This window comes from Mesorhizobium sp. M7A.F.Ca.AU.001.01.1.1 (assembly GCF_004022735.1).
GTDB lineage: Bacteria > Pseudomonadota > Alphaproteobacteria > Rhizobiales > Rhizobiaceae > Mesorhizobium > Mesorhizobium ciceri.
Genome location: NZ_RZPF01000260.1, coordinates 1 through 7,820 on the forward strand (window position 1 = coordinate 1; position 7,820 = coordinate 7,820).

A 7,820-nucleotide genomic window follows, 5' to 3' on the forward strand; every position below is an offset into this window, starting at 1 on the left:
AGCTCGGGCCGAAGGCTCGCTCGAAAAGCGGCGCGCACCAGTCGGGAACATCCGCCCGCACCGCGTCCGGCGCATCGGCGAGCCGACCGTCGGCGATGGCCTGAAGCTCGGCGGCGGTCAGCAGCGGCGGTGCGAACTTGTCACCATCCAGCGCCTCGTTGAGCGACTGGGCCGTCTGCCCCCATTCGAGCAGCAGGGCGCCGAAGCCAATGGCGCGCGGCGTGTCCTGCCCCAGCAGCCAGCCCGCGGAACGCTTGTGGCGCAAGGCGTCATAGACGATGTTGCCGATGGCCGCACGGTCGCCGCCGCCGGCGAAGCGATGCGACAGGCCCCAATCCTTCAGCGCGTCCGCCACCGGCCGGTGGCGCCGGCCGATGTCTTCCAGCACTTCGATGGCCGCAGCCAGCCTTCCGCCCAGTCGCATTGTCTTGTTCCGTCACGCAGAAAATTATTCCGGCCCTGCTCTAGAGCGCGCAACCGGCGCGCACAAGCAGGTCGGCCGGCACAACCGCTCTGCTTTCCAACTTTTCTGGTTGCGAATACTCTTCCGATTGTGATTCGCGGCGCGAAAAGGTGAACCGGCGGATCGACACGAGGAGAGGGCAATGAAGACTTATCTGGCGGAAGTTCTAGGCACATTTCTATTGGTGTTCATCGGTACGGCTTCTGTGGTGACGGGCGGCTTCGGCGGCGCGCTGCCGCTTGGCCAGGAAGGGATCGGTCTGGCGTTCGGCATCGGCCTCATCGCCGCGGCCTATGCGATCGGCCCCATTTCGGGCGCGCATCTCAACCCGGCGGTGACGCTCGGCGTCTTCCTTGCCGGCCGCCTGCCGGCCAAGGACGTCATCCCCTACTGGATCGCGCAGGTCATCGGCGGCGTCCTTGCTTCACTGGCGTTGTGGATCATCGTCTCCGGCCAGGTTGGCGGACACACCACCGGCTTCGGCGCCAATGGCTGGGATGTGACGAAATGGGGTGTCAGTTCGGCCTTCCTGTGGGAAGTGATCGGCACCTTCACCTTCGTCACCGTGATCCTTGGCGTCACGGCCGAAAAGCACTCGACGGCGTTCGCCGGACTGGTCATCGGCCTGACGCTGGCAGGGCTGCACTTCGCCATCATCCCGGTGACCGGCACGTCGCTCAACCCGGCCCGCTCGATCGGTCCGGCGCTGTTTTCGGGAACTGCGGCGATCGGCCAGCTCTGGCTGTTCATCGTGGCACCGTTGATCGGCGGCGCCATTGCCGGCGTCGTCGCCAAGGCGCGCATCTTCGAGAAGGACTGAGCTCTTTGGAAGGCTGAATATGCGAAGGCGCGGGCCATGGCCCGCGCTTTTTTTGTGGATCTTCTCTTGGGTGGATTCTCTTGCCGTCAAAGCACCCGCGACAGGAACTCGCGGGTTCGGGGCGATACCGGATTGGCAATCATCTCGCGCGGAGCGCCGCGTTCGATGATCACACCGCCATCCATGAAAACCAGCTGATCGCCGATCTCGCGGGCGAAGCCTACCTCGTGGGTGACCACGACCATCGTCATGCCGCTTTCGGCCAGATCGCGCATGACCTGCAGCACCTCGCCAACGAGTTCGGGGTCGAGCGCCGATGTCGGCTCATCGAAGAGCAGGACTTTCGGCTTCATCGCCATCGCGCGCGCGATGGCGACACGCTGCTGCTGGCCGCCGGACAGTTCCCTCGGATACCGGTCGACCTTGTCCAGGAGACCGACGCGCCGAAGCAGAATCTCCGCTTCGGCCTTTGCCTCGTCCGGGGGGATGCGCCGAACCTGCGTCGGCGCCTCAATCAAATTCTCCATCACGGTCATGTGGGAGAACAGGTTGAACGACTGAAACAGCATGCCGGTCTCGGCGCGCCGCCGGCAAAGCAGGTCGTCCTTGACCTCGTAGAGCTTGTCGTCCCTAAGGTCGTAGCCGACGAACTGACTGTCGACGAGCAGGATGCCGGCGCTGAGCTTCTCGAGATGGTTGATGCAGCGCAGGAATGTGCTCTTGCCGGAACCCGAAGGGCCGATGATGCAGGCGACCGATCCGACGGGTACGTCGAGATCGACACCCTTGAGAACCTCGAGCGGACCATAGGATTTGCGCACGCCGCGCGCGAAAACCATGGAGTCGGCTGGGACGCCGAAGCGGGCGCGATTTTCGTCCTTCACGTCGCTCATCGGGAAATGCCACGCAGGCTGATGATGTTGCGCAGGAAGCGCATCGTCACGGCATCGCGGCGCGTATCGCTGCGACCGAAATGTCGCTCGAGGAAATGCTGTCCCACCGACATGATGCTGACTACCGCGAGATACCAGAAGGCGACCACGATCAGAAGCGGGATCGTCTCGAAGGTGCGCGCATAGATGCTCTGCGCCGAATAGAACAGGTCGTCGACGGCGATGAATGTCACCAGCGACGTCATCTTCAGGAGGTTAATGGCCTCATTGCCGGTTGGCGGCAGTACGAAGCGCATCGCCTGCGGCAGCGTGATGCGCTTCAGGATCATGCGGTACGGCATGCCAAGCGCGCTCGCCGCCTCAGCCTGGCCCGACGGCACCGACTTGATGCCGGCCCGGATGATCTCGGCCATGTAGCCCGCCTCGCACAGGGAAAGGGCGACGACGGCAGAGAAGAACGGAGTCATGAAATCATTGGTGCGCACGGAAAACAGCGTGCCGACAAAGGGGATGGTCAACGAGACTTCGCGCACCAGCAGCGACAGGTTGAACCAGAAGATCAGCTGTATCAGGGCCGGTACGCCACGGAAAAACCAGACGTACAGACCCGCGAAGGCACGCAGCACCGGGCTTGGCGACACGCGCATGATGGCGATGACCGTGCCGACAACGATCGCCAATATCATGATCACCGCGGTGAGCATCAAGGTGTTGCCAAGGCCGCGCATGACAGAGGGATGCAGGAGGTAACTCACCACCGTAGGCCAGGCAAAGGCAGGGTTGCTGGCGAAGGCCCGGATGATCAGGAATGCCACCAGCAGGGCCAGCGCCGTGCCGACCCAGATGCCGTAGCGGCGCTGCGGCATGACGGTCAGGCGCGAAACCGCCTCGGCGACGCCCGGCTCGATGCGTATCTCGTTTGGGTGGGCCGCGCCCATCGCTGCTTCTCCTGGTCTTGATCCGGAAGCGGCGCCCGGCACGAGACCGGACGCCGACAACCGCTATCGCATCAGCCCCAAATGATTTCGGAAAGCATGATCAAAGTTTTAGAACAAAGTGCGTCCGACTGGACAAAACTTTGTCAGTCGGCGCGCAACGCCTCCATGCTGCCGACGAAATAGGGCTCCTTGATCGCGTAGGCGCCCATGCCGTATTTGTCGAGAATAGCCTTGTAGGTGCCGTTCTTGAACAGCTCGGAGAGTGCGCCCACCATCATATCGGCGGTCTCCTTGTCGTCCTTGGCGATCGCCATGCCGAGCGGCGCGACTTCATAGAGGGTCGGCAGCACCACGAGCTGGCCCTTGCTGGTGACCTCGAAATAGCTCGAGGCGGTCGCATCGTCCATGCGGGCGTCGACGCGGTCGGACAGCACCGCCTGGACGATATCCGTCGACGAGTTGAAGACCGATTTTTCGATGGCTGCCTGGCCCTTGCCGGTGCAATCCGTGCTCAGCTTGTCGACCAGGAAATCCGATGCGCTGCCTGCCGAAACGCCGATCCGCTTGCCGCAGAGCGGGGTGTCGCCGCTGAAACTCGCCTTCTTGTCCGGCGACGTCGAAACAGCCAGGCCGGCCTTCAGGAACATGACGAAATCGACCTGCTTGAGCCGCTCCGGCGTGGCGGAGAAAGTCTCCCAAGCGACCTTGAAACGGCCGGCCGCCAGGCCCGGTATCATCGAGGGGAAAGGTGTGCGCGCCACGTCCAGCTTGGCGCCGACCAGCTTGGCCACCTCACCGGCCAGTTCTATGATAATCCCGGTCTGTTTGCCGTCGGCGTCGAGATACTCGAAAGGCGCATAGTCCAGCGTGTTGGCGACGGTCAGCATGCCGGTCTGCTGAACCTCGGCCGATTTCGTCACCTTGGCGGCGCCTGAAGGTCCGCTCCAGACTATGGCAAGTGCGGCCAGCGCCAAACCTGCCATCTGTAAATGTGCTCTCATTTTCGTTCCCCTTTTTTGATTACAACGTTTCCTGCAGTCTGCTCTCCAATCAGGGCCTCGCGTCCTCATCGCCGCAGCCAAGCATTGATCCGTCTATGTACCGGCTGCTTCCGCAGCCTTTTTCTTGCGGTAATGGTAGTTCTTGTCGATGCGCTCCATCAGATAGTCGCCGTAGAGCACCGGCTCATATTTCGGCTGGCTACCGGCCGGCACGCAGACCGGCAGCGCCTCGATCGTTTCATCCATGGACGGGTCGAAGAAGAAGGGCTGGGAATAGCGCTCGCGCCCCGACCGGTTGATGACGCGATGCGGCGTCGAGACGAACTGGTCGTTCGACCAGCGCGCCAGGATGTCGCCGACATTCATCACGAAGGAGTCCGGGACCGGAGGCGCGGGAACCCATTCGCCCGCCTTGTTCTTGACTTCCAGGCCGCCGACATTGTCCTGCGCCAGCAGTGTAATGAAGCCGTAATCGGTGTGAGGGGCCGAACCGAATAGCCCCTCCTCATGCGGCTGCGTCGGGTAGTGCAGCAACCGCAGGAAGGTTGTCGGCTGATCGAAATAACGGTCGAGACTGTCGGTCGGAAGTCCAAGCGAAAGAGCGATGGCGCCGACCATTTTGCGGGCCAGTGTGCTCATCTCATCGACATAGCGTTCAATCGTTGGCCTGAAGCCAGCAAGCGTTGCCTCGTCCGGCCACTGGTTGGGACCCTGCAGCGGCTTGTCGGCCAATGTCCTGGGGTCGTCGGCCTCGACCTCGTGCATGAAGAAGATCGATTCGCTCTGGTTCGGCTTGCTTACTGTCGCCACCGACGACGTCACGATCGTCGAGCCGGCAAAGGGCAGGTAGCCGCGGAAATTCCTGTCGATCTTCAGCGCCAGTTTCTGCTCCTCGGGCAGAGCGAAGAAGCGCTTGCTGGCTTCGCGAACCGCTTCGACGTCGGCACGCGGGATCGGATGCCCGACGACATAGAGGAAGCCGATCGTCTCGAGATGGCGGCGCAGTGTCGCCGCCGTCGCGGCGATCGCTTCCTGGTCATCGCCATAGAGCGCCGACACATCGATGATCGGAATTTCGGAAAAGTCGCCGCGTGCGTCCATTCGAACACCTTCTCTTGAACATAAGATACAGTACTGTATTTCTACACATCCAAATCGCCTCAGCAATAGGCTTTCGAGCGCAACGGGAAAAACGCGGCACAATGGCACCACGCAAGATAATCATCGACACCGACCCAGGTCAGGATGACGCGTTCGCGATCCTTTTCGCGCTAGGCTCGCCAGCCGAACTCGAGGTAGTCGGCATCACGACAGTCGGCGGCAACGTGCCGCTTGCCCTAACGTCGAAGAATGCGCTCAAGGTCGTGGAACTTGCCGGACGACCCGATGTGCCGGTCTATGCCGGCTGCCCGGCGCCGATGGTGCGCAAGCTGATCACGGCCGAGTATGTTCACGGCGAAACGGGCCTCGACGGCGCCGATCTGCCCGAACCCGTCACACCGCTGCAGAGCGAGCACGCAGTCAATTACCTGGTGCGCACGATCATGGATGCGCCGGAAGGCGCGTTGACCGTCTGCACGCTCGGGCCGATGACCAACCTGGCCATGGCCATGACCATGGAACCGAAAATCGTCCCTCGGCTGCGCGAAGTCGTGCTGATGGGCGGGGGCTTTTTTCAAGGCGGCAATGCCACGCCTGCCGCGGAGTTCAACATCTTTGTCGATCCGCATGCCGCGCACAAAGTGTTCGACAGCGGCGTCCCGGTGACGATGGCCGGCATCGACTGCACCTACACTGCCCTGATGACGCCTGAATGGCTCGACGCCCTGCGCGCCACCGGCAGTCGCGCGGCGATCGAGGCCGCCAACATGGCCGACTTCTATCGCCAATACGGCACCCACAAATTCGCGACGGCGGCGCGTCCCATCCACGATGCGTGCGTCACCGGTTACCTTCTGGCCCCGGGGATCTACGAGCAGCGCCAGTGCGCCGTGACGGTCGATATCGTCTCGCCCGAAACCATAGGCATGACCGTCGTCGACTGGTGGCACGTCACCGGCCGCCGCAAGAACTGCAATGTCCTGCGCCGGATCGATCCGGCGCCGTTCTTCACGCTGATGCTGGAGCGGATCAGTGCACTGCCCTGAAAATGCGTATCCGGCGATAGACGGTGACACGGAGAATTGCGAAGCAGTCACGGGGCGGTTCGATAGGCGAATCGGCCATGCGCGTTGCGCGCGGCGACGAAGGTCTCGAATTTCATGAACGGGAAAGGCGTGCTGGCGAAAACGAAACGACCGCCTCGACCGGCGGTGCGATCAAAAGCGGCGCGGCAGACGCTCAGCCGTGAGGCCTGGATTGCGGCGGCGCGCAAGGTGCTGGAAAAGCGCGGCATCGGCGAGGTCAAGATCGACCGCCTGGCGCAGCAGTTGAAGGTCACGCGGGGCAGCTTCTATTTCCATTTTGCCAGCCTGGCGGACCTTCGCGGCGGCCTCTTGCAGGAATGGCGAAACAGCAATTGCGCGCCGTTCTGGGCGATGCGCGAGATCCACGACATAGACGGCCTGCAGTTCTTCACCGACATCGTGCATGTCTGGGTGGATGAAGCCCCTTTCAGCCCGCTGCTTGACTTGGCTGTTCGCGATTGGTCACGGACATCGAAAAAGCTCGCTCAGGAAGTCAAGGACATCGACGATCTGCGCATCGCGCTGCTCATCCGGGCGTTCCGCGCCATGGGCTATTCGGAAGACGAGAGCATCGTGCGGGCGCGCATCACCTATTTCCACCAGATCGGCCAGTACGCACTGTCCTTCAAGGAAGACCCGGCCGTGCGCCGCCGCTACCAGCCACTGTTCGGAGAAGTGCTGCTCGGACCGCTCGTTCAAGAACCCGGCACGGCGCCGAAGTCGACGGAGATGCGGGCCGATCGTCGTTAGGACCTCTGGCTGGAAACAGTCGTGCCATCTGGAACGGTCGGGCCGCGTTGTGGCGAGGAGCAGCACCTGTCGCAAAATCGCCATAGGCGGCAGTAAACTTCGAAGCCATTGTCCTTCAATCTCCGGAACCGTGCTAGAGAGCGCTACCGATTGAATAGCGCCTGCTGGTTCGAGGTCCCATTGACAAAACGGCTATCGGATTTCGACGTTGGCTTGCTGCTGACACTCGATGCGCTGTTGAAGCACCAGAACGTCACCCATGCGGCGTCGAGATTGAACATTACCCAATCGGCCTTGTCGGCCCGCCTGACGCGGCTGCGTCAATTGCTGAACGACCCTGGCACTTGAGCCCGAACTCGTCCGGCTGCTCGGTTGAGCGATTTCGTGAATACTGCTCATCTGTTCGACCCCGCCACAAGCAAACGTGTCTATCGCATTGCCGCAACGGACAATCCGGCAGCGATCCTGGCTCCGGACCTCATTCCGCGGTTCAAATCCCAAGCTCCCAACGCAAAGGTCGCCTTTACGGTGCCCGACAAGCCGAGGATCGTCGAGCACCTGGAGCAGGGCGACATCGATCTCTTCATCGGAGCCGCGGAAGACGTTCGAGTGGCCTGATCAGGCAGAAACTGTTCGAAGAGGAATTCGTCACCGCCCAGGGGCACGGCCATCCGCGCGGCAAGGGACCGATCACCCTGGACGAATTCTGTGCCCTCGACCATCTGCTCATTTCGACGATGCAGCGCCATGGCGGCGTGGACGCCCCACC

The 7,820-nt window shown here is 62.2% G+C and carries 9 protein-coding genes and 1 pseudogene; 5 read left to right on the forward strand and 5 right to left on the reverse strand.

Annotated features, from left to right (window positions below; translation table 11 throughout):
- Positions 1-424 (reverse strand): annotated as a pseudogene (locus tag EN884_RS17305) (MFS transporter); the annotation flags it as partial.
- A 181-nt stretch (positions 425-605) separates the two neighbouring features.
- On the opposite strand from EN884_RS17305, the gene EN884_RS17310 reads away from it, so the two are divergent.
- Complete coding sequence (locus EN884_RS17310; RefSeq protein ID WP_013530368.1) at positions 606-1,283, forward strand: MIP family channel protein; 678 nt, start codon at positions 606-608, stop codon at positions 1,281-1,283.
- Between the two features lie 86 nt (positions 1,284-1,369).
- Here the strand turns inward: EN884_RS17310 and EN884_RS17315 are convergent, their stop codons facing one another.
- From EN884_RS17315 to EN884_RS17330, 4 genes are all read right to left on the reverse strand, one after another.
- Positions 1,370-2,176: an amino acid ABC transporter ATP-binding protein gene (locus EN884_RS17315; protein ID WP_013530367.1), complete on the reverse strand. Its 807-nt coding sequence runs from the start codon at positions 2,174-2,176 to the stop codon at positions 1,370-1,372.
- Positions 2,173-3,114, reverse strand: coding sequence for an amino acid ABC transporter permease (locus EN884_RS17320; protein WP_013530366.1), 942 nt, complete (start codon positions 3,112-3,114; stop codon positions 2,173-2,175). Before EN884_RS17320 ends, EN884_RS17315 begins: the two co-directional genes overlap by 4 nt.
- Before the next feature lie 143 nt (positions 3,115-3,257).
- Positions 3,258-4,115, reverse strand: coding sequence for an ABC transporter substrate-binding protein (locus tag EN884_RS17325; protein WP_063170135.1), 858 nt, complete (start codon positions 4,113-4,115; stop codon positions 3,258-3,260).
- 93 nt (positions 4,116-4,208) lie between these two features.
- Complete coding sequence (locus EN884_RS17330; protein WP_013530364.1) at positions 4,209-5,216, reverse strand: 2-oxoglutarate and iron-dependent oxygenase domain-containing protein; 1,008 nt, start codon at positions 5,214-5,216, stop codon at positions 4,209-4,211.
- Between the two features lie 101 nt (positions 5,217-5,317).
- Here EN884_RS17330 and EN884_RS17335 point away from each other — a divergent pair, with 101 nt between their 5' ends.
- From EN884_RS17335 to EN884_RS39580, 4 genes are all read left to right on the forward strand, one after another.
- Entirely contained in the window at positions 5,318-6,262 is a 945-nt protein-coding gene (locus EN884_RS17335; RefSeq protein WP_013530363.1) for a nucleoside hydrolase, read from the forward strand.
- A 114-nt stretch (positions 6,263-6,376) separates the two neighbouring features.
- The gene (locus EN884_RS17340; RefSeq protein WP_013530362.1) at positions 6,377-7,051 is read left to right on the forward strand and encodes a TetR/AcrR family transcriptional regulator; all 675 of its coding nucleotides are present in this window, start codon (positions 6,377-6,379) and stop codon (positions 7,049-7,051) included.
- 180 nt (positions 7,052-7,231) lie between these two features.
- The gene (locus tag EN884_RS39575) at positions 7,232-7,399 is read left to right on the forward strand and encodes a LysR family transcriptional regulator (RefSeq protein ID WP_224621640.1); all 168 of its coding nucleotides are present in this window, start codon (positions 7,232-7,234) and stop codon (positions 7,397-7,399) included.
- Positions 7,400-7,435: 36 nt separating this feature from the next.
- Positions 7,436-7,669 carry a LysR substrate-binding domain-containing protein gene (locus EN884_RS39580; RefSeq protein WP_224621641.1) on the forward strand — a complete coding sequence of 78 codons (234 nt, stop codon included), beginning with the start codon at positions 7,436-7,438 and terminating at the stop codon, positions 7,667-7,669.
- Positions 7,670-7,820 lie beyond the last annotated feature (151 nt).